A 25,159-nucleotide genomic window follows, 5' to 3' on the forward strand; every position below is an offset into this window, starting at 1 on the left:
CGGGCGGACACGGCCGGCGGGCCGACACGGCCGGCGGGCGGACACGGCCGGCGGGCGGACACGGCCGGCGGGCGGACACCAGGATCGGTACCTCCCAGGAAGGTTTCCTGGTCCGCGCGGCGAGCACGGCCGGCGCGCCAACGCGGCCGGCGGGCGGACACCAGGATCGGTACCTCCCAGGAAGGTTTCCTGGTCCGCGCGACTGCCTCGGCCGCCGACCGTCCCGCACCACCCGCCACCCGGTACGACCTGCGCGATCGTTCGCGTGACCGGTGGACAAACGATTGCGCGGCCGCAGCCACGACACTGGGGACCCGCCGCCCGGACGATCCCCCGTTCCGCCGCGCGCCGCCCCAGCCTCCCGTGCCCGCCACCTCGCCGCCCCCGGAACCCCCCGCCGACCTGCTCCTCGTGGCCGCCCACGCGGTGCTGCCCGAGGGCGATCGGCCCGCCGTCGTCGTCGTCCGCGGCGGCCGGATCGACGCCGTGCTGCACCCGGACGACCCGCGCCCGCCGGCCGTCGCGACCGTCGAGCTCGCCCCCGACGAGGTCCTGCTCCCCGGTCTCGTCGACTCCCACGTGCACGCCAACGACCCGGGCCGCACCTCGTGGGAGGGCCTGCGCAGCCTCACCACGGCGGCGGCGCTCGGCGGCATCACGACCGTCGTCGACATGCCGCTGAACTGCCTGCCGCCGACGGTCGACGCGGCCGGGGTCGACGCCAAGCTCGACGCGTGCCCCGACCCGGCCGTCGACGTCGCCACCTGGGGCGGCGCCGTGCCCGACCGCCTCGACGACCTGCCCGGGCTGCTGGACGCCGGGGTCCTGGGGCTGAAGGCGTTCATGGTCGACTCCGGGACCGAGGAGTTCGCGGGGCTGACCGACGACGCCGGGCTCGAGCGCGCGATGCGGGCCGTCGCGCAGGCGGACCTGCCGCTGCTCGTCCACGCCGAGGACGCCGGCGTCTGCGCCGACGCGCCGCGCGCCCACCCGACCGCGTACGCCGGCCTGCTCGCCGCCCGGCCGGTCGCCGCGGAGACCGTCGCGATCGCGCGGCTGATCGCCCTCGCCCGGCGCACCGGCGCGCACGTCCACGTCGTCCACGTCACGTCCGAGGAGGGCGTCCGGCTGCTGCGGGACGCGCAGCAGGACGGCGTCGCGATCAGCGGCGAGACCTGCCCGCACTACCTCGCGCTGGACGCCGCGGAGCTCCCCGACGGCGACCCGCGCGTGAAGTGCTTCCCGCCGATCCGCGGGCGCCGGCACCAGGACGCGCTCTGGGCCGGGCTCGCGGACGGGACGCTCTGCGCGGTCGTCTCCGACCACTCCCCCGCGCCGTGGGCGCTCAAGGACACGGGCGACCTGGCGACCGCGTGGGGCGGCATCGCGTCGCTGCAGATCGGGCTGCCCGTCGTCTGGACCGCCGCCCGCCGGCGCGGCGTGCCCCTGACCGAGGTGGTCCGCTGGATGGCCGCCGGCCCCGCCGCGATCGCCGGTCTGGACGGCCGCGGGCCCCTGCCCCGCAAGGGCGCGATCGTCGCCGGTGCCGACGCCGACCTCGTCGCGTTCGCCCCCGACGCGACGCTCGTCGTGCGCGGCGCGGAGCTCGCCCACCGTCACCCCGAGACCCCATACGAGGGCCGCGAGCTCCACGGCGTCGTGCGCGCCACGTGGCTGCGGGGACGCGACGTCTCCCCGGCGGCCCCGCACGGCGCGTGGCTGCTGCGCCCCCCGACCAAGGACGATCACCCCGTGCGCCACCGGACCATCACCGCGACCACCGACGACGAGGCCGCAGGCGACCGGGTGGCGGCCCGCAACCGGGCAGCCGATGACCGGGCAATGACCGGCCCCGAGGCCGTGGGCGACCGGGTGGCGGCCGGCCATGGCGCCGACGCCGGCCGATCGTCGCGGGGGCCGGAGCACCACGACGACCCGCTGTCGGACGCCGCCGCGGCCCGCGCCGCGCTCGGGGGCGGCCGATGAGCACCGTCGACCCCGGCCTCGGCGACGAGCCCGCACCCGCCCTCGATCCCGTGCAGGATGCGCCCGTGACCACGATCGACCCCTTCGACGCCCTCCCCGACCTGGCGGCGCGCGCCGTCGGCGGCACGGTCCCGTGGGCCAACGACGAGCTCTTCGCCCCGCGGGACAACCTCGTCGCGGACGGCCCGTCCGTCTTCACGCCGGCGACGTTCGGCTCGCGCGGCCAGGTCTACGACGGCTGGGAGACCCGGCGGCGCCGCGAGGCCGGCCACGACGAGGCGATCGTCCGACTCGGGCTGCCCGGCATCGTCCGCGGGATCGACGTGGACACGAGCCACTTCATCGGCAACTTCCCGCCCGAGGTCGAGGTCGACGGCTGCGCGCTGCCCGGCTACCCCGGCGTCGCCCAGGTGCGCGCCGCGGCGTGGCGGCCGCTCGTCCCCCGCGACGCGCTCCAGGGCAACCGCTCCAACCGCTTCCTCGTCGCCGACGAAGGCCTCGTCACGCACGTGCGGCTGCGGATCCATCCCGACGGCGGCGTCGCGCGGCTGCGGGTCCACGGCGAGCCGCTGCCGGACCCGGCGGTGCTGCAGGCGGGCCCGTTCGACCTCGCGGCGACGGAGAACGGCGGCCGCGTGACGGCGTCGTCCAACGCGTTCTACAGCTCGGCCAGCAACCTGATCGCGCCCGGCGCGGCCCGGACGATGGGCGAGGGCTGGGAGACGTCCCGGCGCCGCGACGGCGGCTTCGACTGGGTCGAGCTGCGGCTCGCGGTCGACGGCGTCGTGCGGATGCTCGAGGTCGACGCCCGCTACTTCGTCGGCAACGCTCCCGGCACCGTCCGGATCCTCGGCCGGGAGACCGACACCGACGAGGCCGGCCCGGACGACTGGTTCGCGCTGCTGGAGGAGACCGCGGTCGTCCCCGACGTCCGGCACCGCTTCACCGTCCCCGGCGGGCGGCCCGTCCGCCGGCTGCGCCTGGAGGCCCGTCCCGACGGCGGCCTCGCCCGGCTGCGCGCGTTCGGCGAGCCGACCCCGGACGGCCTCGCCGCGCTGCTGGCGCGCTGGGACACCGCCTGGAACGAGACCGGCGAGGCCTCGCCGTAGGGGGCGGAAGCACCATGCCTGTCGTCACCGTCACCGGCCCGCCCGTCGACCGCGGGGAGGAGATCCTCACCCCCGAGGCGCTGGACCTGATCGGCCGCCTCGACGCGCGCTTCCACGGCCGGCGCGACGAGCTGCTGGCCGAGCGGGCCGCCCGCCGCGACGAGATCGCGGCGGCGGGCACGATCACGTTCGACGCGTCCACGCGGGCGATCCGGGACGGCGACTGGACCATCGACCCCGTGCCCGAGGCGTTGCTGGACCGCCGCGTCGAGATCACCGGCCCGACCGAGCGGAAGATGGCGATCAACGCGCTGAACGCCGGCGCGAAGGTGTGGCTCGCCGACCTCGAGGACGCCAACACGCCGCACTGGGACAACGTGATCGGCGGCCAGGTCAACCTCGCCGACGCCCTGCGCGGCACGATCGCGCTGACCACGCCGGAGGGCAAGGAGTACGCCCTGACCCCGGAGGCGCTCCGGCCCGACGGGACCCCATCGACGGTGATCGTCCCCCGCCCGCGCGGCTGGCACTTCGACGAGGGCCGGATCCTCGTCGACGGCCGCCCCGCGGTCGCGGGGATCGTCGACGTCGCGCTGTACGTCGCCCGCAACGGCCGCGAGCTGGCGGCGTCGGGGCGCGGCCCGTTCTTCTACCTGCCCAAGACGCAGTCCGCCGACGAGGCCGGGCTGTGGGACGACATCTTCACCGAGCTCGAGTCGTCCGTCGGGATCGACCACGGGACGATCAAGGCGACCGTCCTGATCGAGACGATCACCGCCGCGTTCCAGATGCCGGAGATCCTCCACGCGCTGCGCCACCACGCCGCGGGCCTGAACGCCGGGCGCTGGGACTACCTGTTCTCGCTGATCAAGACGTTCCGCGACGCGGGCGAGGCGTACGTCCTGCCCGACCGCGCGGACGTGACGATGGCCGTGCCGTTCATGCGCGCCTACACCGAGCTGCTCGTGAAGACGTGCCACGTCCACGGCGCGCACGCCATCGGCGGGATGGCCGCGGTCATCCCCGACCGCCGGGACGCGGAGAAGAACGCCGCCGCGCTGCAGAAGGTCCGTGCCGACAAGGAGCGCGAGGCCGCCGCGGGCTACGACGGGTCGTGGGTCGCCCACCCCGACCTGGTGGACACGTGCCTCGAGGTCTTCGACCGCGTCCTCGGCGACGCCCCCAACCAGCTCGGCGTCCTGCGCGAGGACGTCCCGAGCGAGCCCGACGGCCTGCTGGACGTCGCCTCCACCCCGGGCGCGGTCACGAGCGACGGCGTGCGCCACAACGTCGCGATCGGCCTGCGCTACCTGGAGGCCTGGATCGGCGGCCGCGGCGCCGTCGCGATCTTCGGCCTGATGGAGGACGCCGCCACGGCCGAGATCTCGCGCTCCCAGCTGTGGCAGTGGATCCGCACCGGCACGACCACCGAGGACGGCGCCCCGATCACCGCCGACCGGGTCCGGGCCCTGCTCGACGAGGAGGAACTCGGCCTCGCCCTCGAGGCCACCGACGAGGCCGGCCGCGCCCGCGTGGGGCGGGCCAGGGTCCTCTTCGAGCGGGTCACCCTCGACGAGGGCTTCGTGGACTTCCTGACGCTGCCGGCGTCGGAGGGCCTGGCGTAGGGGCCGCTCGCACGCACGTCGTGATCATCCCGTACGGGATGATTCGAACGACAGGTCCGTCTGCAGCTCCTGACCCGTCGGAAATGTTCCCGAACGGGATGATTCCGTGGACTCGACCCCCGCGTCGGGGTCGCACCGCTACAATCGTCCCGTGCGGGAAGATTCGATGGTCGGAACGTCGGCGGCGCTCGGGGCCGCGCTCCGTGGCGAGCGCCGGCGCCAGGGGCTCACGATCGAGGACCTCGCGCTGCGGTGCGACGTCGGGCCCCGCGCGATCGGAGAGCTCGAACGCGGCAAGCCCACCACGCAGGTCGCCGTGCTGCTGAAGATCGTCTCGGGCCTCCGGATGACGCTCGCGGTGACTCCGGACGATGACTGACGACGGCGCCACCGTCCGCTGCTTCGGCCGCGTCGCCGGGACGGTCCGGCCGGACGGCGGCAGGATCCGGTTCGACTACGACGCGGAATGGATCGCGGGGAACCAGCCGCCGCTGTCGCATTCCCTGCCGCTCGACGGCGACTTCGGCGTCGAGCAGTCCACGGCGTTCTTCGGCGGTCTGCTGCCGGAGGGGGCGCCGAGGAGCCTCCTCGCCCGGCGGCTCGGCACGAGCCCGGCGAACGACTACGCCCTCCTCACCGCGCTGGGCGGCGACACCGCCGGGGCGATCTCGGTGGATCCCGGTGGCGCGCCGGCCACGGGCGAGGCCGGAGACGACGTCGAGTGGCTCACCGACGACGGCGTCGCGGTCCTGATCGACGGGCTGCCGACGCGCCCGATGCACGCCGACCAGGACGGCGAGTGGAGGCTCTCGCTGGCGGGCGCACAGGACAAGCTGCCGGTCGTGGTCGCCCAGGACGGCACGATCGGGCTCACCCGGGGCCGTACCCCTTCGACGCACATCCTCAAGACCCCCATCGCGCGCCTCGACGATACGGTCGCGAACGAGGCGTTCTGCCTGCGCCTCGGAGGGGCCCTCGACGCGTCGAGGCGGTCGGGGTTCCGGACCGTCCACGCGCGCCCGATCGACGTGCTGGGCCGCGAGGCGCTGCTCGTCCGCCGCTACGACCGTGCGCTCCGCGATGGCACGATGATCCGGCTGCACCAGGAAGACCTCTGCCAGGCGCTGGGGATCCCGACCGCCCAGAAGTACGAGAGCGACGGTGGTCCGGGCGTCACCGCGTGCGTGGACGTCCTGCGAGCGGCGGGCGACGGGCCGTCGGTGCCGTTCTTCGTCGACCACCTGACGCTCAGCTTCCTGGTCGGCAACCACGACGCCCACGGCAAGAACTTCTCCCTCCTCTATCGCGAGGGGGTCCGGCGGGCCGCGCTCGCCCCGGCCTACGACGTGCTCAGCACCGTCGCCTACCACCGGACGCACGACCTCACGCGGAAGATGGCGATGCAGATCGGCGGGGAGTACCGACCGGAGTACCTCGCCTACCGCCATCTGCAGCGGATGTGCGTCGACGCGGGGCTGGGCTTCGGGCCCACCAGATCGCGGATCGCCGCGCTGGCGCAGCGCGCGCCGCGCATCGCCGACCGTGTCCGGGAGGAGATCACGGACGAGGGCCGGCACCGGCCGGTGCTCGACCGGATCTGCGAGGTCGTGCGCGAGCGCTCGCGGCTGCTGCTCGAGCAGGTGACCGCGCGGCCGTGATGCGACCCGGATCCCCCGTCCCGATGGGCCGGCGGACGGCGCGCGCCATCATCCCGTCCATGCCCACCGCCACCTGGAACGGCACGGTCATCGCGCAGAGCGACGAGACCGTGGTCGTCGAGAACAACCACTACTTCCCGCGCGCGTCCGTCCGCGAGGACGTCCTCCGCGAGTCCGCCACCACGAGCGTCTGCCCGTGGAAGGGGACCGCCTCCTACCTGTCGATCGAGGTCGACGGGGAGGTCAACACCGACGCCGCCTGGGTCTACCCGACGCCGAAGGACGCGGCGGCCGAGATCAAGGACCACCTCGCCTTCTGGAAGGGCGTCGAGGTCACCGACTGACCACCGCCCGGGTCGCGCGGGTCGCGCGGCACCGGGTCCGGCACCTCGGGGTCCGCGGTCGTCGTCGGGGCCGGGGCCGCGGCTCGCCGGCCCCTCAGCGCTCGATCCGACAACCGAGCCGGCGCTCGGCGACCCGGGCGTAGGTCGACGTCGACGCCTCGACCCTCACGCGCACGTGATGGGAGCCGCTCCCGGCCCGCGAATCCGCGAACCGCAGACGGACCCGGTAGCGCTTGCCGTCGTCGACGCCCCGGAGTCGCGCACCCGTCCCGAGGATCGACATGAAGCACCCGCTCGAGGGTGCACCCAACGGCACGAGGAGCGCGTCCCGACCGCGCCAGGTGAGCGTCGGATCGTCGAAGACGGCGAAGCGCGCGTCGTCGGACGAGTCGTATCCGCGGTAGCGCGCGATCGCGTAGAGGCGCGCCGGGCCGCTGAACCGCACCAGGACGAGCTTCGTCAGCTTCGGGACCTCACCGTCCGCGGCGGGCGGCGCAGGGGCCGAGGCCGTGGCTGCGACGGCCGCCGTCGGCGGCCTCTCGCCTCCGGGATCGCTGCCGGCGTCCGAGCCGCAGCTCGTGACCCCGAGCACCACGACGCAGAACGGAACTGCCCAGAGCCGGGACGTCCCGGACAGGCCCGAAGACGAGGTCGAGCCGCGGCGCATCGCTCCTCGGGGTCTCACGGGTGCCACACCCTCCGGGCCCGGGCTGCAGCGGGTGCTCGAGACACCCCATCGGGACGAACGACCACCGACGACGACTGTGCCCGTATCGCACGAGAGCGAACAGCCGGTCCTTCGTGAGGTACCTCCATCGCATCTCTCCTCCGGCCGGAATGTTGCCCCCCGCGATCAGGTCGTCGGCCTTGGTCGTCGTGGCCAGCGGGTGCACGTTCCCGTATCGGGGAGCGCTGTTCCCGCACGGGGAGACGTTCCGGACGCGGGCCACTGACCCCCGACCGCCGCAGCCCTTCACCCCCGACTTGCAGTTGACCGCAGCGGCGAACTGCGAAGGATGCCACCGGGGCGCTGAGGACGCGCACGCGCTGAAGGTCGCCGAGAAGATCGCGGCGACCGGGCCGACGGGCGCGAAGAGCACGGCGACGGACCACGTGACCCTGCGCGCCGCGAAGGCCAAGAGCGAGCGCGCGGCCGAGACGCCGCCCGCCCGCCGGTCTACGGCGCGGCGGGCACCAGCCCCGTCAGCCCGTCGCCGGTCCACAGGGCGTCGTCGTCGAGGTCCACGACCGGGCGGTCCGCGCGCACCACCGTGGGCGCCTGCTCGGCGAAGGCGTCGATCGGGTCCAGGAAGTCGGTGCGCTCCGTGCGGTAGTGCATCGGCACGACGACCTTCGCACCCAGCTCGGCGGCCGCGGCGAGCGCGCCCTCGGCGTCCACCGTCGGACCGCCCCCGACCGGGGCGAAGAGCAGGTCGACGGGGCCGATCGCGGCGATTTGCTCGGGGCGCAGGGCGGACTGGCCGAGGTCGCCGAGGTGCGCGATCCGACGTCCGCCGAATGTGAAGACGAGGATCGTGTTGGCCCCGCGCTCCGTGCCCGCCACGGCGTCGTGCTCCGAGGCGACGGAGACGACCGGGCCGACCGGGGAGTCGAACGTGCCGGCCGTCGACCGCACCACCACCGGGTCGCCGCCGACGACCTCGACGCCGTTGTGGTCGGCGTGCTCGTGGGTGACGAGGAGCAGGTCCGCGTCGGCCGTGAACGCCGGATACGCGAAGCGCATCGGGTAGCCCTCGAACACCGTCGGGTCGAAGGGGTCGATCACGACGGTGGTCGTCCCGTCGGTCAGGCGGAAGGCGGACTGTCCGTACCACTGCAGCTGCATGTCGGTCCTCGTGTCAGTCGGGGAGGGGGAGGGTCCGGTGGGTCCCGGTGCTCGTGCGCAGGGGGACGCCGACGGGTCGGCGGTCGTCGCCGGGCGCGGCGACGCCGGTCCCCGGGCCGTCCGGTGCGGTCTTCGCGTCGCGCGGTCCGGGTCCGTCCACGCCGGCGTGCGGATCGGGCTCGACCCGCTCCGCCGCCCCGCCATCCGCGTCGTCGACCGGGCGACCGCCGCGCAGGAACGACGCGAGCGCCGCGATCAGGCACGCCGCGATCGCGAAGGCGAAGGCCGCGTGGAGGCCGTCCTGGAACGGTCCCGAGATGAGGCTCGGGAAGAACGAGTGCCCGGTCAGCGCCGCGTGGTCCGCCGGCGAGAGGCCGGCCAGGGCGTGCGTCCCGAGCAGGTGCGAGATCGGGTCGTAGCCCAGGAAGGCGGCGAAGAGGATCGACACCGCGGGCAGGTTCGACGCGTGGTGCGCGTCGGCCGCGGAGACGCCGTGGGCCTGCAGGCCGGCGGACATCGTCTGCGGCAGCGTCGCGGCCAGCCCGATGATCATCAGCGTGAAGAACACGCCGATCGACAGGACCTGGGCCGAGTTCTGGAACGTCGTGTTCATCCCGCCACCCGCCCCGCGTTCGGCGACCGGCAGGGCGTTCATCACCGCGGCGCGGTTCGGCGACGCGAAGAGGCCCATCGCCAGGCCGATCAGCAGCAGGATCGCGCCGAACGCCGAGTAGGAGAAGTCCGTCGGCAACAGCAGGAGCAGCCCGAAGCCCAGCGCGGTGAGGAGCATCCCGGCGGTCGCGAACGGCCGGGCGCCGTAGCGGTCGGAGAGGATCCCGGAGATCGGCCCGGCGACGAGGATCCCCGCCGTCAGCGGCAGCATGTAGATGCCGGCCCACAGCGGCGCATCGCTGAAGCTGTAGCCGTGCTGCGGCAGCCAGATCCCCTGCAGCCAGATGATCAGCATGAACATCAGGCCGCCGCGCGAGATCGCCGCGAGGAACGTCGAGAGCGTCCCGAACGTGAACGCCCGGATGCGGAACAGGCCGAGCCGGAACATCGGGTGCGCGCTGCGACGCTCGACGACGAAGAACGTCACGAGGCAGACCGCCGCCGCGACCATCAGGCCGATCACGGTGGGGCTCCCCCACCCGGTCGCGTGGCTGCCGTACGGGCGGATCCCGTAGGTCACCGCGACCATGATCAGGATCAGGCCCAGCGCGAAGGAGACGTTGCCGGCCCAGTCGATCCGGCCGGGGTGGGGCGTCGAGACCTCGCGCAGCGAGCGGTACGCCCAGACCGTGCCGAAGATCCCGACCGGCACCGAGATCAGGAAGACGAGGCGCCAGTCGATCGGCGCCAGCAGGCCGCCGAGCACGAGGCCGATGAACTGGCCGCTGACGCCGACGATGTTGTTGACCCCGAGCGCCATCCCGCGCTGGTGGGCCGGGAACGCGTCGGCGATGATCGCGCCCGAGTTGGCGATCAGGCACGCCCCGCCGATGCCCTGGACGACGCGGAAGCCGATGAGCCACAGCGCGCCGGCGCTGCCCGTCATCCAGTCGATCGCGAGCATCAGCGACGCCGCGGTGTAGATGACGAAGCCGACGTTGAAGATCTTCACGCGGCCGACCATGTCGCCGAGCTTCCCCAGGCTGACCACCAGGACGCTGGTCACGACCAGGTAGCCGAGGATCATCCACAGCAGGTAGAAGGAGTTCCCGGGGACGAGCGGGTCCAGGTGGATGCCCCGGAAGATGTCGGGCATCGCGATGATCGTGATGGAGGCGTCGAGCGTCGCCAGCAGCACCGCGAGCGTCGCGTTGCCCAGGGCGATCCACTTGTAGCGGTCGTCGGTCGTCGTCCCCATCGGCGGGAACATTACACAGGCAGCCTGATCAGTTCCCCTGACGGTCGTCCGGCTACACTCCCCGGATGCCGTCCGCCCCGACGACCCCGACCGCGCAGACGGCCCACGAGCTGCGCGAGGCGCTCGGCCTCGTCATCCGCCGCCTGCGGGCCGAGGCCGCGCCGGGCGAGGGCCGCTTCTCCGTCCTCGGCCGGCTGCTGCGCGAGGGCCCGATGAGCAGCGCCGAGCTCGCGACCGCCGAACGCGTGCGGCCGCAGTCGATGGCCCAGACCGTCCGCGAGCTCGAGGAGCGGGGCTTCGTCTCCCGCCGCCCCGACCCGGCCGACGGCCGCCGTGCGTTCATCGACCTGACGCCCGAGGGGCGCGACCGCCTGCTGACGATCCGCGCCGAGCGCGAGGCGTGGCTCGGCGCCGCCCTCGAGGACCTGTTCGACGAGGACGAGCGCGCCCGGCTGCACGCGGCGATCCCGCTGCTCGCGCGGCTGGCCGAGGCCTGAACGGACGTGCCGACGCCGCCGGCAGGCGAACGGCGGCCGGGAAACGGAGGACGGCCGGGGCGCGGCCGTCCCTTCCGATCCCCGGCGCGCGCCGGCTACGCGGCCAACACCGAGAGGACGTTGCCCGCCGGGTCGGTGAACCAGGCGATCTCCGGGCCCCGGCCGCGCTGGATGCCCTTCGCGTCGGTCGTCTCGTACTGCAGGACGGAGACGCCCCGGGCGGCGAGCGCGTCGACCGCGGCCTCGACGTCGGCGACCGGGAAGTTCAGGACCGTGAACGTCGCCGGCACGTGGTCGGCCTTCGGGTAGATCAGGACGGCCGCCCCGCCCGCGAGGGTCAGGGTCAGCATCCCCATCTCGTTCCTCTCCACGTCGAGGCCGAGCACGCCGCCGTAGAAGGCCTGCGCCTTCGGGATGTCGTCCACGGCGAAGCCGCTGAACGCCTTGGAGTCCTGGAACATCGGTCGTCCCCCTGGGTGCTCGCGCGGCCGGGCCGCGCGGGTGTCACCGGTCGCCGCGGCGCCGGTCCGTGCACCAAGGACCGGGGCGCGCGGCGGGACTCATCGGTCGCGCCCCGCGCACCGAGCACCGAGCGGCGGTGCGGCGACGGCTGCCGGACCGCCGCCCTACGACGGTGCCGATCCGGAGCTCGACGGGGCGGGAGGGCCCGCCCGCCACCCGGCCGTCGCCGCCGTCCCGAGGCGACGGGTTCCTGACCGGTGCAGGAGACCTGGAACCTCCGCTGACGACCCGCGCACGTACTTCGGACGCACACGCGGTCACAAGATGGGGGCTCGCGCGAACAGCAGGTGACGGCCCTCAGAGGCTCTTGTCATGGTCCAACGAGCACCAAGGGGTGCCGTTCGGATTTCAGTGTTCCCTGATCGCATCCCCTCCCGCTCGAGTTGTCTACCCGTCCGGGAACGTCGTCCCAGAGCGCTCAGTACGATTGCAATCACAGTAGTTCGATCCCGTATCGAACGAACGTGTTCGTCTATGCGGTCGTCGGCGGTCAGGGGTATCCCGGCGCCGGGAACTCGCAGCTCAACTCGATGACCTGCCCCGACTAGCCTCCGATGTACGCCAAAGACCGCGAGGAACCCGATGCGAGGTCGGTGGGATTCGTCCCAGCGGCTGGTGACGAACGGGCGCTTCCGGTCGTCGAGGACGTCGCGGGTTTGCTGCGAGACGCCCAGGAGCTCGCCGTGGCGATCGCCGGTCCTGCGGTGCGGGCGGTCGTGGCGCGCCGCGCGGCCGACCGCACGGTGTGGCTCTGCGACACGGGCCGGCAACGGCCGGCGCTGATGCTCGAGGCGTTCACGACGCAGGTGACTCCAATCGGCCCGGCGTCGGAGCAGGTGTTGGCGGTCGCCGGATATCGCCCCGGCGACCAGGCGACGGTCACCGTCATCCTCGACGGTGACGATCGCATCGTCACCGGGCACCTCCGGGCCGAGGTATGGCTCACCCTGGTCTCGACGCACGACCTCCTCTCGGGCGCCTGGCGGATCCGCGGGGCGACGCCGGACGGCGCCACGACGTTCGACGATCCGTTCCTGGTCGGCGGTCGGCGGGTGACGGCCTGAGCCGTTCCACCGGCCGCTCGGGGCGCGGCACCCGCTCGAGCACCGCGGGCACCCGCTCGGGCGTCAGCGCGCGGTCGGGGACGACGAACGCGATGCCGGCGTCGCGGACCCGGCGCTTGGCGCGGGCGAGCCGCTGGAGCATCGTGGGTCCGGGGATCACGGCCGGCGCTGGTGACAGGCACCAGATTCGCTACCTAGGAGGGCGGCTTCCTGGTGCTCGTGGGCGGCGCGGCCGGGCCGACGGCGCCGCCGGAGACGGGAACCAGATTCACGACCCGGGAGGAGGGTTTCCTGGTGCTCGTGGGCGGCGCGGCCCGGCTGCGGGCGCCGCCGGCGACCCGCACCAGACTTCGTACCTGGGAGGAAGGTCTCCTGGTGCCGGTGGGCGGGCTCCCGATCCGCCGCGTGCTCTCGCGCGCGTAGGCCCGCCACCGCGATGGGCCCGCCTCGCCCTCGGCCCGCCGCGGCCCTCGGCCCTCCCCCTCCGGTTGCTCCTCAGCCCGCCCGGTGGATGCGGAAGCGGCGGAGCCGCAGCGAGTTGGAGACCACGAAGACGCTCGAGAGCGCCATCGCCGCGCCGGCCAGGAGCGGATTGAGGAGGCCCGCGACCGCGACCGGGATCAGGACGACGTTGTAGGCGAACGCCCAGAAGAGGTTCGTCCGGATCGTGCCCAGCGTCGAGCGCGACAGGCGGATCGCGTCCGCCGCGCCGCGCAGGTCGCCGGAGACGAGGGTCAGGTCCGACGCCTCGATCGCGACGTCGGTGCCGGTGCCGATCGCCAGCCCGAGGTCGGCCTGGGCGAGCGCCGGCGCGTCGTTGACGCCGTCGCCGACCATCGCCACGACCCGGTCCTGCGCCTGCAGGTCGCGCACCACCTGCGCCTTGCCGGCCGGCAGGACGTCGGCGATCACCTCGTCGATGCCGACCGCATCCGCGACGGCGCGGGCGGTCGCCGCGTTGTCGCCCGTGAGCAGCACCGTCCGCAGGCCGAGCGCCTGCAGGGCGGCGATCGCCTCGCGGCTGGACTCCTTCGGCGTGTCCGCGACGACGAGCAGCCCGCGGATCCGACCGTCCCACCCGGCCGCGATCGCGGTGCCGCCCCGCGACTGCTCGTCCCGCAGCCGGTCCCGCAGGGCGTCGGGCAGCGGCATCCCCCACTCCTCCAGGAGCGCCGGCCGGCCGGCGACGACCGCCCGGCCCTCGACGGTGCCCTCGACGCCGAGGCCCTCGCGGTTGGCGAACGATTCGGGAGTCGGGAGGGGCAGGCGAGTGCGGTCGCCGGCCAGGCCGGCGGCGGCCGGGCGGCCGACGGCCGCGTCGTCGCCCGAGGTCCCCCCGGTCGCCCGTGCCGCCGGGCCGTCCGCCGCCGCCCGTCCGGCGTCGGTCCCCGTCGGTTCGCCGGTCGCCGCCCGACGAACGACCGCCGTCCACCCGTCGGCGGCGGCCGCCGCGATCGCCCGCGCCACCGGGTGCTCGGACCCGGACTCCAGGGCGCCGACGACCCGCAGCAGCTCGTCCGCGTCCTCGCCGTCGGCGGGGACGACCGCGATCAGTCGCATGCGACCCGTCGTGACGGTGCCGGTCTTGTCGAGCACGACCGTGTCGACGCGGCGGGTGGACTCGAGGACCTCCGGGCCCTTGATCAGCAGGCCGAGCTGGGCGCCGCGGCCGGTGCCGACCAGGAGGGCCGTCGGCGTCGCCAGGCCGAGCGCGCAGGGGCACGCGATGATCAGGACGGCGACCGCGGCGCTGAACGCGTAGGCCGTGCCGGCCCCGTCGCCGAGCCAGAACCCGAGCGTCGCGACCGACAGCACGAGGACGATCGGGACGAAGACGCCCGAGATCGCGTCCGCCAGGCGCTGCACCGGTGCCTTGCCGGTCTGCGCGTCCTCGACGAGCCGGGCGATCTGCGCGACGGCGGTGTCGTCGCCGACCTTCGTGGCCTCGACGACGAGGCGGCCGCCGGCGTTGACGCTCGCGCCGACGACCCCGTCGCCCGGCGCCTTCTCGACCGGGACGGACTCGCCCGTCAGCAGCGACTCGTCGACGGCGGAGCGGCCGTCGACCACGACGCCGTCGGTGGCGATCCGCTCGCCCGGGCGGACGACGAAGCGCGACCCGACGACGAGCTGGTCGACCGGCACCCGCCGCTCGACGCCGTCGTCGCCGACGATCGCGACGTCCTTCGCCCCAAGCTCCAGCAGCGCGCGCAGGGCGTCGCCGGAGCGGCGCTTGGCGCGGGCCTCGAACAGCCGACCGGCGAGCAGCAGCGTCGTGACGACGCCCGCGGTCTCCAGGTAGATGTGGTCGCTCGCGGCGTCGCGGTCCAGCCAGAGGTCGAACGGCATCCGCATTCCCGGATCGCCGGCGCCGAGGAAGAACAGGGCGACGACGCTCCACGTCCAGGCCGCGAGGGTGCCGACGGAGATCAGGGTGTCCATCGACGCGCTGCCGTGGCGGAGGTTCCGCCACGCGGCGACGTGGAACGGCCATCCGGCCCACAACACCACCGGGGTGGCGAGCTGGAGCGCGAGCCACTGCCAGTGCTCGAACTGCAGCGACGGGACCATCGAGATCAGCAGCAGCGGGACGGAAAGGATCGCCGAGCCGATCAGCCGGGTGCGCAGCGCGCGCTCGTGCGGACCCCAGCCGTTCGCGTCCGCCTCGTCGTCCCCGCCGTCGGACGCGGGACCCGACGGAGGCGCGGGCAGGGTCGCGTGGTAGCCGGCGGCCTCGACCGCGGCGACCAGCGCGTCGGGCGTCGCGACCGCCGGGTCGAACGTGACAGCCGCCTTCTCCGTCGCGTAGTTGACGGTCGCGGTGACGCCGTCGAGCTTGTTGAGCTTGCGCTCGATGCGGTTGGCGCACGACGCGCAGGTCATGCCCTGCAGCGTCAGGTCGAGCTGGTCGGTGACGGGCGGCGCGCTCATCGGGCGACCTCCGCGACCAGCGGGGCGGTGCGGACGACGCCGTCGGCCCGGAACTGCAGGAAGAGCCGGTAGCGGCCGGCACTCGGGAAGGTCGCCGCGAACGGGATCTCGCCCGCCTCGGGGTCGGGGTCGGGGTGCACGTGCAGGTAGGCGAGGTCGCCGTCCCGCAGCGCGACGAGGTGACCACGCGCGCCCAGGTAGGGCTGCAGGGCGGTGACCGGTCGGCCGCCGCGGGTGACGCGGAAGCGCAGTGCCGAGGTCCGGCCGGCCGTCGCCGGCGGGCCGGTCAGCACGACGCGGTAGCCGTCGACGTCGACCGACGTCGACGCGGCCGCGGTCGGCACCGGCCGGTAGCTGCCCGCGGACTCGACGTCGACGCCGAGCGTCCGCCGCGTGCCGCCGACCACGAAGTCCGCGAGCACGCGGTGCGTGCCGGCCTCGCCCAGGGTCAGGTCGGTGCTCCAGGTCCCGTCGGCCGCGCGGCGCGGGTGCAGGTGCTGGAACCCGGCACCGTCGCGGCGCACGACGATCAGGTGCAGCTCCCGCTCGGACTCCAGCTCGTACCCGGAGCGGACCGCGCGGCCGTCGGGCCCCTCGATGCGGAAGCGGAACGAGGCGGTGCGTCCGACCGCGACGCGCGTGAGCTCCGGGACCAGGCGGTAGCCGTCCTGGACGGCGGAGAGGCCGGCCGGCGCCGCGTCGGCGTGGTCGCTCGACGCGGCGTGATCGCCCGTGGACGACCCCTCGCCGGCGGCCTCGTGGTCGCTCTCACCCGGATCGCTCGACTCGGCCGCTCCGTCCCCGGTCGCCTCGTGGCCGGTCGGTGCGTGGGCACCGGCCGCCTCCCGGCCCCCGGCCGCGCCGTGGCCGTCGTCCGCGCCGCCGTGCTCGTCCGCCGGAGACGAGGACGTCGCCCCGCCGGCCATCGCCGCGTGCCCGGCCGATCGCGGCGCGCCGTCGGTGGGGTCGACCACGGCGCCCAGCCCGAAGGCGGCGCCGAAGGCCACGGCGAGCAGGCCGGCGAAGGCGGTGAGCTTCACGGGGGCGGTGAGGGTAGGCATGCGACGGGCTCCGGGGTCTCGGATGGATCGGTCCCCGGCGTCCTGCGTCCCAGGATACGGGTCGGGGGTATCGGGTCGAGACCGTACCATACCCCTAGGGGGTATCTGGTGAAACGGTTGGACGCGGCGCCGTCGTTCCCAGGTTGACCCCCCGGGGGTATGCCAGAATGCGGGTATGGACGCTGCGCCCTCCGCCGCCACCCCCACCCGCGGCTACTCCGCGACGAAGGAGCAGCTGCGTTCCCGCCTGAAGCGGATCGAGGGCCAGGTCCGGGGCATCGACCGCATGGTCGACGAGGAGCGGTACTGCATCGACGTCCTCACGCAGATCTCCGCGGTCCAGGCCGCGCTGGACAAGGTCGCGCTCGGCCTGCTCGACGACCACGCCCGCACGTGCGTGGCCGGCGCCGAGGGCGACCTGCGCCTGGAGCGCACCGACGAGCTGATGGCCGCGGTCGGCCGCATGATGCGGCGGGGCTGAGCGGGGCTGTCCCCGTCGTTGCGTCACGGAGGTCGTCCAGGCGACCGTCGGGGGCTCAGGGCGGTGGCTCGCCCGCGTCGTGTTCTCGATCGACGCCGCAGTGGGGAGGCAACCCGGCACCGGCGACGGCGGGCCCTGGGGGCTGCGCCGTGCAGGCGTCGTGTTTCGGATCGACGCCCTGGCAGGGAGGCGATTCGGCACCCGACGGCAGCGGACTCTCGGGGCTGCGCCGTGCAGGCGTCGTGTTTCGGATCGACGCCCCCGGGCCCCGCCCACCCCCGCCGGCGCCGCCGAGCGGGAGACCGGCGGGCCGGGCGCGGGGCTCAGCGCGTCGCGTCCCCGCCGGACGCGAAGACCGGGGCCGTGTAGCCGACGGACCGCACGCCGTCAGCGCCGATGCCGACGCCGAGGAAGCGACCGGCGGCGGGGACGTAGGACGCGCCGGTGATCGAGTCCGCGCCGCTGGTACCCAGGAGCGCAGACCGCACGGGCGACTTCGGCCTGATCGGCGTGGCGGTGGCGCGGAGCGTTCCGCCCTCGGGCGACTGGAGGGTCACGACCGCGCCGCGGTCCTGGGTGAACCCGGCGACATCGACGAGGCTCACGCCCGCCAGAGCGCGGAGGTGTTCCGCTTGCCGACCTTGGTGACGTGCAGACCTTCTCGTCGACCCGACGCGGCCTGCGGGTCGGCGGCGCCGACCTCGATCCGCAGCGCCCCCGGGTCGCCGGAGGGGACCGACGTCACCCGCACGGGCGCGCCGTCCCTGAGGGTCCAGAGCGCCTCGGAACACCCGGCAGGGGCCAGCGCTGCGCTCCCGCGGAAGTTACCGCTTGGTATACTGACCCGTATGCCCGGAGAGCCCCGGATCCGCCTGTCCCCGACCGAGCGCAAGGCCCGCATCGACGAGGCCGCCACGCGCCTGTTCGCCGGGCGGGGGTACGCCGCCACCACCGTGGACGAGATCGCCCGCGAGGCCGGGGTCACCAAGCCGATGCTCTACCGCCACTACGAGTCCAAGCGCGACCTGTGCGTCGCACTCCTCGAGCGCTACCGAGCGGAGCTCGTCGCGGCCCCGCTCGGGCAGTTCGACCCGTCGTCCGACAGTCCGCAGGATGGTCTCGTGCCGATGCTGGAGGCCTGGCTGCTCCACGTCCGCGCGCATCCCGACGCGGCACGGCTGCTGTTGCGGCCGATCTCCGGCGACGCGGAGGTCGAGGAGATCCAGCGCGAGCTCCACGGACGGCAGCGGGCCACCCAGGTCGCGCTGCTGCGCGAGTTCCTGCCCGAGCTCTCGGCGGCGGACGCGGAGCCTCTGGGCGAGATCGTCCGCTCCAGCCTCACCGCCATGGCGATGTGGTGGCTCGACCGGCCGGACGTCCCGCTCGACGTCCCGACCCGGGCGCTCGCCACGACCGTCCGCGGGATCTTCGCGGTCGCCCCCCAGCCGAGGACGGAACGATGACGACGCGGACGGCGGCGCTCCCGGGCGGCACGATCACGTACGAGGACAGCGGCGGCACGGGACCGGTCGTCGTCCTGCTGCACGGGCTCCTGATGGACGCGACGCTCTGGGACGACGTCGTCGCCGAGCTCGCGCCCGAGCACCGCTGCGTCGTCCCCACCCTGCCCCTCGGTGCGCACGTCGAGCCGATGCCGCCCGACGCCGACCTCGCGCTGCCCGCGATCGCCGACCTCGTCGTGCAGCTGCTCGACCACCTCGCGCTCGACGACCTCACCCTCGTCGGCAACGACACCGGCGGTGCCGTCGTGCAACTGGTCGCCGCGGACGACCCGCCGCGGGTGCGCAGGATCGTCCTGGCGTCGTGCGACGCGTTCGACAACTTCCCGCCGCGGGTCACCGGGACCGCCCTGGTGCGGGCCGGTCGCCTCCCGCCGTCGCTGTTCGGGCTCTTCATGCAGCAGATGCGCCTGAGGCCCGCGCGGCGCCTGCCGATCGCGTTCGGCTGGCTGACCAAGCGCGGCGACGCGGCCACCGCCCGCTGGATCCGCGCGCTCCTGAGCCGCGCCGAGATCCGTCGCGACGCGGTCAAGGTGCTCCGCGCGATCCGCGCCGACCGCAGCGTCCTCGAGCGCGTGGCCGAGCGGCTCCCGGCGTTCGGGCGCCCCGCCCTGGTCGTGTGGGCGAGCGAGGATCGCATCATGCCCATCGAGCATGCCCACCGCCTGCTGGACCTCCTCCCGGACGGGCGCCTCGTGGAGATCGCCGACAGCTACACCCTGATCCCCCTGGACCGGCCGTCCGAGCTCGCCGCCGCCATCCGGACGTTCGTCGCGACCTGAGCGCGATGCCGTCCGCGAGGGCGCCCGCGCCGTCGACGGGATCGACCACGGCACCCATCCCGCCCTCGCGACTCACGGCCCCCGGTCAGGTGGCGACGACCGAGATCGGCGTGGCGGCGTGCGCGACGAGATCGCGGAGGTCGCTCGGGTCGCTGGTCAGGACCACGGGCGCCGGCTGGGCGGCGGCGTGCGCGGCGACGGTGGCGTCGACGGCGGTGATCTCGCCGGCGCGTCCGGTCGCCGTGCGCAAGCGGGCGGCATCGCGGGCACAGGGCTCGTCGACCTCGCGGATCTGACAGGCGCGCAACAGGCGGTTGGCGTGGAAGTCGCGACGGTGGTCGCCGGTCAGCGCCTCGGCGAGCACGATCGCGGGGACCTGGGCGGGCCAGAGTCCGCGATCCAGCAACTCGCGCAGCCGGGCGCGTTGGCCGGCGAGGGCGCTGAGCCCTCCGGCGTCGAGGACCAGCGTCACGCCGCCGGCGCCTGCCGGTGGTGACCGGTCACCGGGAACGCCCCGTCGGCCCAGGCTCGGGCGGCACGCTGCTCGTCCTCGGGGACCGGCCCGAGCTCGTCCTCGAGCTCTCCGAGGTACCGATCCAACGCCAGGATCCGCGCCCTGCGGTCGAGCTCTTCGGCGAGGGCCCGGGAGGCGACGCGGGAGACGTTGAGGCCGGCCGTACGTGCCTGCTCCAGCACCGCGTCGGGGACCGTGATGTTCACCCGTGCCATGCGCATAGAATACACACTGGGTCGCGGCGCAGGTGCGGCCCAGCCCCGTCGATCCGCAGGATCGTCCCTCACGACCAGCCACGAGGCGATCGCCGTCGAGCGCTCGATCCGGGACTCGAGAGCCAGGTCCGCCGTGCCTGCGATCCTCGCCTACGGCAGGCGTCCTTGCGACCGCCCACTGCGCTCCCGAGCGAAGCCGAGAGCGACGAGCTTGCGCCTCTCCGGGGCCCGACGACCTCTGGTTATACTGGCGGTATGACCATGCGCGTGGGACCGAAGGGCCAGGTCGTGGTGCCGAAGCCCATCCGCGACCGACTCGGTCTGCACCCGGGTGCCGACGTCGTGGTCGACGAGATCGACGGCGAGGTGCGCATCCGCCGCGCACCGACCCCCGAAGCGTTCGTCGGCATCCTCGGGCCGCCCGACGGGATGCGCGACTGGGCCGCGCACAAGGCCGAGGACCGCGAGCGCGAGGCCCGCCGCGAGCAGCTCCTGGACCCCGAGCCGCCTGCGTGATCGTCCTGGACAGCTGGGCGCTGCTCGCCCTGCTTCGCGCAGAGCCCGCGGCTCCCGCGGTGCGCGAGGCGATCGAGGAATCCGGTCTGGCCGTCATCTCGTGGGTCAACCTCGGCGAGGTCGCCTACATCGCCGCTCGGCGCGTCGGATGGGGCCGCGCCGAGGAGGTCGTTCGCGACGCTGCCAGGTCGCTGGTACGCGCCGAGGATCCCGACCCGAACCTCGTCATGCACGCGGCGAAGTGGAAGGCCGACGGCGGGCTTTCCTACGCCGACGCCTTCGCCGCCGCGACCGCCGAGCGCCACCGAGCGCCGCTCCTGACCGGCGACCCCGAGCTCATCGCACTCAACGGCCGCATCGACGTCGTGGACCTCCGCGACGCGAGCACGTAGCCAGCACCACCCGCCAGGCCGAGCACTCGCGTCTCGCCGCGTCGCCCGGGCACTCCTGGCGCTGCACACCACCTGGACGACGTCAGCCGGGCGAGATCGGGCAGCCAACGCTGAGAGGCCGAAGGCACCAGAGCCCACAGGCGTACCCAAAGACGACAACTGTCCGCCGATGCCAGTACGGCTCATCCTGCGGAGCTCGGCTCTTATGCGGCCGCGCGAAGGCCGTGCGGCGCGGCCTGTCCGGTCGATGCACGAGGAGGCCGGGTCGGTCGCCCGGCCGGACCCACCGGGGGCGACCGATGCGCCCGCTCAGCCCTTCGGGTCCGCCCCGTACGCGAAGACCGGGGCCGTGTAGCCGATCGACGAGGCGCCGACCGCGTCGGGCCCGACGCCCAGGAACCGGCCCGAAGCCGGGACGTAGGACACCCCGCCAAGGGAGTCCGCGCCCGTCGTGCCCAGGCGGGCCGACCGGGTCGGGGCCTTCGGCTTGATCGGCGTGACGGTGGCGCGGAGCGGTCCGTCGTCGGGGGACTGGAGCGTCACGACCGCGGACCGGTCCTGCGTGAAGCCGCCGATGGCGACGAGGTTCACCGGGCCCTCCTGGAAGACCACGTCGCCGGCGCGGTTCCAGGTGCCCAGCGGGGTGCCGAAGGCGATCTGCTCGAGCCGGCCGGGGCGCCCGCCGCTCTGGACGAGGCGGTCGGTCCGGATCGCGACGCGGCCGCGGTCGGCGACCACCTCGCCCCACGTCTCGCCGCGACGCGAGGTGCGGATCTTCTTCGCGGTCCCCAGCCGGATGCCGGTGATCGGTGCCCGCCAGAGCGCCGAGGTGTTCCGCTTGCCCACCTTCGCGACGTGGAGGGTGTAGTAGAGCTGCCCGTGGTCGATCGCGACGCCGCCGACCTGCTGGCCGTGCCGGGTGGCCGAGAACGTCTGGGTGGCGCCCGTGCCGAGGTCGTTGAGCCGGTACACGGGCCTGATGCCGTCGGTGGTGTTCAGGACCGCGACCGCGGCGCCGTCGCTCGCCGCGCCGACCTCGAGCCGCAGCCCGCCGGCCGCCCAGGCCGGGACCGACGTGACGCGGGTCGGGACGCCGTCCTTGACGGTCCAGAGGGCGGCGGAGGTCCCGGCGGAGGCACCGCTCTCCTGCTCGGGGACGGCCCAGGCGACGTGGCCGTCGCCGACGGACGTGCGGGCGATCGGGGCGGCCTGCAGCGGCTGCTCGATGGTGGGGAACGTGGGGGTCGCGGCACCGGCGGGCGCGACGGCGACCAGCGCGGTGACGGCGAGGGCGGCGGCGCCGAGGACGGGCGGCGACGGGCGGCGGGCCGCAGGCGCGCGGACCGGGAAGCGACGGTGGGACATGGGACTCCTGGTGGTGTCGATGGGGGGATCTTCGTGGGTAGGAACCCGGCGCGGGACCTTCGGTTGCGGCGGCCCGCGTACGTCGTCGAGGCGAGGCCCGCCGCGGTGGCGGCGATCGCCGCCACCGCTGGGACGTTCGCCGCGGGCCAGGAGCACGGACCTTCCTCGAAGACGTTCGGCGCTCTCTGCGCACGGCGTCGACCCCGTGACCGCTCCGATCCGCTCCCGGCCGGGTTCCACGAATCAGGACCCCGTGTCCGCTCCCTGCCCGCGCGTCCGCGCGGGACGTCCCCCCGGAGACACCAGCCCCATGCGACCCCGCCATTCATGGACGGCCACTGCCGTCTGCGTCGCCGTACTCCTGTCCACCCCCGCCCTCGCCGGCGCCGCGAACGACCTCGAGGTCGGGATCGCCGACGAGAACGTGCTCACGGGCGGCACGCCGGGCGGGACCGACGTGACCGTCGAGCGGTGGAAGGCCTCGGGCGTCCAGGACGTGCGGATCTTCGCCCAGTGGGACAAGCTCGTCCCGCAGGACACGAAGACCGAGGCGAAGATGCCGGCCGGCTTCCGGCCCGGCGATCCGGCGTCCTACGACCTCGCGCAGCTCGACGCCAAGATCGACGCGGTCGTCCGGCACGGCCTGAACGTCACGCTCGTCGTCACCGGCGCGGGGCCGGCGTGGGGCTCGTCCGAGCCAGCCCGTCCTTGCCCGTGGTGCCGGTGCTCGGTGGCTCGCAGGATCACCCTGCTCACGAAGGTGCAGGAACCGTCTCCGTGGAAGGCCAAGTCTTGAGGCCCTTCGTTGCACGGTGACCCACGACCCATCGGGGGCCGCCCACTATGGCTTGGAGGCTATCTCGACTGCCTCGAACTCGATAGTGATGCGCTGATCGTGTTCCCATACGAAAGACACCCCGAGGTTGCCGACGCGGACTTTCTCGTGAGCTTCGACCAGCGCGAGTTCGACCAACCCCCAAGACCCCGCGTCGAAGCCGCCGGGCGCGACGGGTGGCGGGCTGAACCTAGCCTCCACACGGACCGGACGGATGAATCGCATGGTCACACGTCGGCTCACGTCGGCGACCAACTGAGCGTCTCCGGGGGCCTGGTCGTCCCAGATGTACTCCAGCTCGGCCTCGAACGCCAGCCCAAAATCCGTCATCGCGAATTTCCTGAGAAGACACTCTTCGAACGCTCGGTACCGAGCGAGTTCGGCGTCGAGATCTGCACGAGCAGTCACGCGCTTCACGGAGCACCCCCATTGATGCCGTGAGTCTGCTTCGGCGGAGCTACGTTGCCGATCTCTTCGAGGTTGCTGCCCTACCGCAGACGTTTCCGGCGCTTGATGAAGTCTGCGACGGCTCGCTCCGTGGCAGCGCCCGCGCCAGGCTCGAGGTCGTAGACGTCAGAACCGAAACAGCGAAGAAGGCCTTCTTCTACGACCCGACACAAGTCCCGCTCTGAGATTGTCGCTAGGTCTGAGTCGATTCCTTCCGCGAGCACGATCGATTCCCAGACCACCTCGGCATATTCTCCGGGATTCTCCGGATAGACGGTATCGAGAGGGTCTGCGGCCTCAATCGACGCCTCGAGAAGCGAGTACAGCGGCTCATGCCGCTGACGCAGCAGGCGCTCGACCACCACGCGATCCTCCTCAAGGTCGATCGCCCAGAACGACTTTGTCATCTCGTCATCTCCGCCCTAGGACTGTACGAAGCACTGCCGCGCCATTCGCTTTCACTTGGTAGACCGCATAAGTGTCGACGGTGAACGTCCGATCGAGGCGACGCAAGGCCGTCCGCAATCACTCGACCTCGTCCAGGGCTGCCACAGGTCTGCGTCGAAACGGTCGAGATCGATAACGGCGCCGAGTCCGTCCGAAGTCGGGAAGGCCGCGATCGCTATGCCCTGTTTACGCAGCGCCGGACTGACGTCCTCAAACCATTCATCCGTTCCCAATGCCGCGGGCTTCGCCGCATCCGCGGGTCCTGATCCGAAGGCCTCCACGAAGACACGGTGCGGCCAGACGGGCACCAACAGATTGCCATCGCCATCGTCGAGGGTGACCCAGCCGGACTCGTCAGCCAAACTCCACATCTCTCCCCCAGTCCGCGACCTTCGTGAGGAGATACTTGTACCGCTTCACCGCTGAGGCACCCTGCAGGCTCTTTGCCTCCTCCAGGCTAACCCTCCACGTCATCGCTTTCGCCTCTCGACTCGGTGCTGGTTTCGGTGAAGCAGGATGTCATTTAGGTCGGAAGTCCCGTAGTCGTAGCCGTCACGGGCTTCGTATCCGCGGCGATGCGCCAGCTCACAACCAAACGGGACAGTCCGGTTGGCGTCATGCGTCCGAAGAGATCACCCTGAAGTCGGATTGCAAGACGAGCCCGCGGTTCTGGCTAGTCCTCCCACAGCACGAGGGGAACACCTCGCTCGAGGAACAATTCACCAGCCTCTACTTCTTCGACAGCGCGTACACATGGATCAGCCGCCGCGAAATGTATGTAGAGATCGAAGCCAAACTCGATCTGAAACTCGCGCTCGGCCGACTCAAGGGCACAGTCGACCTCCTCACGCAAAGCTCCTCGGATCAGAGATGGCACGTCAGCAGCCGAGACTACTTGGCTCGTCGTGAGATCAAACGCCGAAGACGTGTCCCCCACGTACGTAAGTACAAAATCGGAGGCCCCCGCGGTCCGCGCGAAGAGCATGACGGCCGCGATGTACAGATCTTCGACCCGGATGTACTCGTCGCGGGTCAGTTCGATGCCACCAAATTTGGTCCCGACGTCGCTTATCGAAGTCCAAGTCTCTTGGCCCCCGCGGGCCCGCATACTGGGTGTGTACCGACTGAGTCG

Annotated in this window: 29 protein-coding genes and 1 pseudogene; 14 read left to right on the top strand and 16 right to left on the bottom strand. The window is 73.3% G+C overall.

All coding sequences use genetic code 11. The annotated features are described in order from the left end of the window. Positions 1-363: 363 nt before the first annotated feature. The 6 genes from allB (at position 364) to AB0L40_RS04830 (ending at position 6,722) form a co-directional block, all read left to right on the top strand. Positions 364-1,986 carry an allantoinase AllB gene (gene allB, locus AB0L40_RS04805; RefSeq protein ID WP_364349991.1) on the top strand — a complete coding sequence of 541 codons (1,623 nt, stop codon included), beginning with the start codon at positions 364-366 and terminating at the stop codon, positions 1,984-1,986. Continuing rightward, on the top strand, positions 1,983-3,095 hold the full coding sequence (alc, locus tag AB0L40_RS04810) for an allantoicase (RefSeq protein WP_364349994.1): 1,113 nt from the start codon (positions 1,983-1,985) through the stop codon (positions 3,093-3,095). The genes allB and alc overlap by 4 nt, the downstream gene beginning before the upstream one ends. A gap of 14 nt (positions 3,096-3,109) precedes the next feature. Then, entirely contained in the window at positions 3,110-4,720 is a 1,611-nt protein-coding gene (gene aceB / locus AB0L40_RS04815) for a malate synthase A (RefSeq protein WP_364349997.1), read from the top strand. Positions 4,721-4,871: 151 nt separating this feature from the next. Further along, a complete protein-coding gene (locus tag AB0L40_RS04820; RefSeq protein ID WP_364350000.1) occupies positions 4,872-5,099 on the top strand; it encodes a helix-turn-helix domain-containing protein in 228 nt (75 codons plus the stop codon). Further along, complete coding sequence (locus AB0L40_RS04825) at positions 5,092-6,378, top strand: type II toxin-antitoxin system HipA family toxin (protein ID WP_364350003.1); 1,287 nt, start codon at positions 5,092-5,094, stop codon at positions 6,376-6,378. The genes AB0L40_RS04820 and AB0L40_RS04825 overlap by 8 nt, the downstream gene beginning before the upstream one ends. Positions 6,379-6,437: 59 nt before the next feature. Beyond that, complete coding sequence (locus AB0L40_RS04830; protein ID WP_364350006.1) at positions 6,438-6,722, top strand: DUF427 domain-containing protein; 285 nt, start codon at positions 6,438-6,440, stop codon at positions 6,720-6,722. Between the two features lie 94 nt (positions 6,723-6,816). Here AB0L40_RS04830 and AB0L40_RS04835 read toward each other — a convergent pair whose 3' ends face one another. The 3 genes from AB0L40_RS04835 to AB0L40_RS04845 form a co-directional block, all read right to left on the bottom strand. After that, positions 6,817-7,407, bottom strand: coding sequence for a hypothetical protein (locus tag AB0L40_RS04835; RefSeq protein ID WP_364350009.1), 591 nt, complete (start codon positions 7,405-7,407; stop codon positions 6,817-6,819). 492 nt (positions 7,408-7,899) lie between these two features. Further along, positions 7,900-8,568 carry an MBL fold metallo-hydrolase gene (locus AB0L40_RS04840; protein WP_364350012.1) on the bottom strand — a complete coding sequence of 223 codons (669 nt, stop codon included), beginning with the start codon at positions 8,566-8,568 and terminating at the stop codon, positions 7,900-7,902. A gap of 13 nt (positions 8,569-8,581) precedes the next feature. After that, positions 8,582-10,438, bottom strand: coding sequence for an MFS transporter (locus tag AB0L40_RS04845; protein ID WP_364350015.1), 1,857 nt, complete (start codon positions 10,436-10,438; stop codon positions 8,582-8,584). A gap of 65 nt (positions 10,439-10,503) precedes the next feature. Here AB0L40_RS04845 and AB0L40_RS04850 point away from each other — a divergent pair, with 65 nt between their 5' ends. After that, the gene (locus tag AB0L40_RS04850) at positions 10,504-10,935 is read left to right on the top strand and encodes a MarR family transcriptional regulator (RefSeq protein ID WP_364350018.1); all 432 of its coding nucleotides are present in this window, start codon (positions 10,504-10,506) and stop codon (positions 10,933-10,935) included. Between the two features lie 95 nt (positions 10,936-11,030). Here AB0L40_RS04850 and AB0L40_RS04855 read toward each other — a convergent pair whose 3' ends face one another. Then, positions 11,031-11,396 carry a VOC family protein gene (locus AB0L40_RS04855; protein WP_364350021.1) on the bottom strand — a complete coding sequence of 122 codons (366 nt, stop codon included), beginning with the start codon at positions 11,394-11,396 and terminating at the stop codon, positions 11,031-11,033. 717 nt (positions 11,397-12,113) lie between these two features. Here AB0L40_RS04855 and AB0L40_RS04860 point away from each other — a divergent pair. Beyond that, on the top strand, positions 12,114-12,521 hold the full coding sequence (locus AB0L40_RS04860; RefSeq protein WP_364350024.1) for a hypothetical protein: 408 nt from the start codon (positions 12,114-12,116) through the stop codon (positions 12,519-12,521). 495 nt (positions 12,522-13,016) lie between these two features. Here AB0L40_RS04860 and AB0L40_RS04865 read toward each other — a convergent pair whose 3' ends face one another. Together AB0L40_RS04865 and AB0L40_RS04870 are read right to left on the bottom strand one after the other, a co-directional pair. Beyond that, complete coding sequence (locus AB0L40_RS04865; protein WP_364350027.1) at positions 13,017-15,452, bottom strand: heavy metal translocating P-type ATPase; 2,436 nt, start codon at positions 15,450-15,452, stop codon at positions 13,017-13,019. Then, positions 15,449-16,492, bottom strand: a complete 1,044-nt coding sequence (locus AB0L40_RS04870) for a hypothetical protein (RefSeq protein WP_364350030.1) — start codon at positions 16,490-16,492, stop codon at positions 15,449-15,451. Before AB0L40_RS04870 ends, AB0L40_RS04865 begins: the two co-directional genes overlap by 4 nt. A 196-nt stretch (positions 16,493-16,688) precedes the next feature. Here AB0L40_RS04870 and AB0L40_RS04875 point away from each other — a divergent pair, with 196 nt between their 5' ends. Beyond that, positions 16,689-16,994, top strand: coding sequence for a metal-sensitive transcriptional regulator (locus AB0L40_RS04875; RefSeq protein WP_364350033.1), 306 nt, complete (start codon positions 16,689-16,691; stop codon positions 16,992-16,994). Positions 16,995-17,317: 323 nt separating this feature from the next. On the opposite strand, the gene AB0L40_RS04880 is transcribed toward AB0L40_RS04875, so the two are convergent. Then, on the bottom strand, positions 17,318-17,599 hold the full coding sequence (locus tag AB0L40_RS04880) for a hypothetical protein (protein WP_364350036.1): 282 nt from the start codon (positions 17,597-17,599) through the stop codon (positions 17,318-17,320). Then, entirely contained in the window at positions 17,596-17,745 is a 150-nt protein-coding gene (locus AB0L40_RS04885) for a hypothetical protein (RefSeq protein ID WP_364350039.1), read from the bottom strand. The genes AB0L40_RS04880 and AB0L40_RS04885 overlap by 4 nt, the downstream gene beginning before the upstream one ends. A gap of 97 nt (positions 17,746-17,842) precedes the next feature. Between AB0L40_RS04885 and AB0L40_RS04890 the strand changes: the two genes are divergently transcribed. Together AB0L40_RS04890 and AB0L40_RS04895 are read left to right on the top strand one after the other, a co-directional pair. Further along, entirely contained in the window at positions 17,843-18,457 is a 615-nt protein-coding gene (locus tag AB0L40_RS04890; RefSeq protein ID WP_364350042.1) for a TetR/AcrR family transcriptional regulator, read from the top strand. Then, the gene (locus tag AB0L40_RS04895; protein ID WP_364350045.1) at positions 18,454-19,296 is read left to right on the top strand and encodes an alpha/beta hydrolase; all 843 of its coding nucleotides are present in this window, start codon (positions 18,454-18,456) and stop codon (positions 19,294-19,296) included. Before AB0L40_RS04890 ends, AB0L40_RS04895 begins: the two co-directional genes overlap by 4 nt. A gap of 85 nt (positions 19,297-19,381) precedes the next feature. Here AB0L40_RS04895 and AB0L40_RS04900 read toward each other — a convergent pair whose 3' ends face one another. Further along, on the bottom strand, positions 19,382-19,768 hold the full coding sequence (locus tag AB0L40_RS04900; RefSeq protein WP_364350048.1) for a PIN domain-containing protein: 387 nt from the start codon (positions 19,766-19,768) through the stop codon (positions 19,382-19,384). Then, a complete protein-coding gene (locus tag AB0L40_RS04905) occupies positions 19,765-20,025 on the bottom strand; it encodes a type II toxin-antitoxin system CcdA family antitoxin (protein ID WP_364350051.1) in 261 nt (86 codons plus the stop codon). Before AB0L40_RS04905 ends, AB0L40_RS04900 begins: the two co-directional genes overlap by 4 nt. A 255-nt stretch (positions 20,026-20,280) precedes the next feature. Between AB0L40_RS04905 and AB0L40_RS04910 the strand changes: the two genes are divergently transcribed. Next, the gene (locus AB0L40_RS04910) at positions 20,281-20,541 is read left to right on the top strand and encodes an AbrB/MazE/SpoVT family DNA-binding domain-containing protein (RefSeq protein WP_364350054.1); all 261 of its coding nucleotides are present in this window, start codon (positions 20,281-20,283) and stop codon (positions 20,539-20,541) included. Next, complete coding sequence (locus tag AB0L40_RS04915; RefSeq protein WP_364350057.1) at positions 20,538-20,933, top strand: PIN domain-containing protein; 396 nt, start codon at positions 20,538-20,540, stop codon at positions 20,931-20,933. The genes AB0L40_RS04910 and AB0L40_RS04915 overlap by 4 nt, the downstream gene beginning before the upstream one ends. Positions 20,934-21,242: 309 nt before the next feature. Here AB0L40_RS04915 and AB0L40_RS04920 read toward each other — a convergent pair whose 3' ends face one another. Next, positions 21,243-22,298 carry a hypothetical protein gene (locus AB0L40_RS04920; RefSeq protein ID WP_364350060.1) on the bottom strand — a complete coding sequence of 352 codons (1,056 nt, stop codon included), beginning with the start codon at positions 22,296-22,298 and terminating at the stop codon, positions 21,243-21,245. Positions 22,299-22,608: 310 nt separating this feature from the next. Between AB0L40_RS04920 and AB0L40_RS04925 the strand changes: the two genes are divergently transcribed. Then, positions 22,609-23,094: a hypothetical protein gene (locus AB0L40_RS04925; RefSeq protein WP_364350063.1), complete on the top strand. Its 486-nt coding sequence runs from the start codon at positions 22,609-22,611 to the stop codon at positions 23,092-23,094. 45 nt (positions 23,095-23,139) lie between these two features. On the opposite strand, the gene AB0L40_RS04930 is transcribed toward AB0L40_RS04925, so the two are convergent. The 5 genes and pseudogenes from AB0L40_RS04930 to AB0L40_RS04950 all read right to left on the bottom strand — a co-directional run bounded on the left by AB0L40_RS04930 (position 23,140) and on the right by AB0L40_RS04950 (position 25,135). Further along, positions 23,140-23,550, bottom strand: coding sequence for a hypothetical protein (locus tag AB0L40_RS04930; protein ID WP_364350066.1), 411 nt, complete (start codon positions 23,548-23,550; stop codon positions 23,140-23,142). 71 nt (positions 23,551-23,621) lie between these two features. Further along, positions 23,622-23,987, bottom strand: coding sequence for a hypothetical protein (locus tag AB0L40_RS04935; protein WP_364350069.1), 366 nt, complete (start codon positions 23,985-23,987; stop codon positions 23,622-23,624). Between the two features lie 51 nt (positions 23,988-24,038). Then, complete coding sequence (locus tag AB0L40_RS04940) at positions 24,039-24,398, bottom strand: DUF2750 domain-containing protein (RefSeq protein ID WP_364350072.1); 360 nt, start codon at positions 24,396-24,398, stop codon at positions 24,039-24,041. A 99-nt stretch (positions 24,399-24,497) separates the two neighbouring features. Further along, positions 24,498-24,620 (bottom strand): annotated as a pseudogene (locus tag AB0L40_RS04945) (polymorphic toxin type 8 domain-containing protein); the annotation flags it as partial. Between the two features lie 80 nt (positions 24,621-24,700). Continuing rightward, positions 24,701-25,135 carry a hypothetical protein gene (locus AB0L40_RS04950; protein ID WP_364350074.1) on the bottom strand — a complete coding sequence of 145 codons (435 nt, stop codon included), beginning with the start codon at positions 25,133-25,135 and terminating at the stop codon, positions 24,701-24,703. Between the last annotated feature and the right edge of the window lie 24 nt (positions 25,136-25,159).

Origin of the sequence: Patulibacter sp. NPDC049589 (assembly GCF_040675535.1) — a bacterium.
In the GTDB taxonomy this organism is placed as follows: domain Bacteria; phylum Actinomycetota; class Thermoleophilia; order Solirubrobacterales; family Solirubrobacteraceae; genus Patulibacter.